Annotated in this window: 1 protein-coding gene; it reads right to left on the reverse strand. The window is 54.8% G+C overall.

All coding sequences use genetic code 11. The features are described from left to right. A partial coding sequence (locus tag FHC48_RS23100) for a DUF2813 domain-containing protein (RefSeq protein ID WP_220420644.1) occupies positions 1–418 on the reverse strand: 418 nt, incomplete at both ends.

A 418-nucleotide genomic window follows, 5' to 3' on the forward strand; every position in this document is an offset into this window, starting at 1 on the left:
GCTGTACCATTGCGGAAAGTCCCTGACGAATCTGCCCATCAGAGAGATTTTGCGGATGTGAGGATAACTCACGGGCGAGGAAATCGAGCTGGCGCGCGGTGACTTCCACATTAGGGACATTTGGCACCGTGCCGTTACGAATACGGCGCATAAAACGGGCATCACGCAAGCGCAGCACCGGCATTAAACGCACCAGATGGCGTGCCTGATCGTTAATATCCTCGACATCAATCGGATGTCCGTCTTTATCGAGAAAACTGCGCAGTGTCATCACGCTGCCGTCTTCCGCACTCTCCCCTTCCAGACGATAAAAAATACGGTGATAGCCATCGGTGCATGGCGTCCAGCACGCTTCCAGCGGCCGATAACGGCGAACCCGATGTCGGCCTGGCAGCGATTCGCGGAAGGTCAAAATAAT

Origin of the sequence: Enterobacter sp. EC_50, from assembly GCF_019584525.1 — a bacterium.
GTDB lineage: Bacteria > Pseudomonadota > Gammaproteobacteria > Enterobacterales > Enterobacteriaceae > Enterobacter > Enterobacter roggenkampii.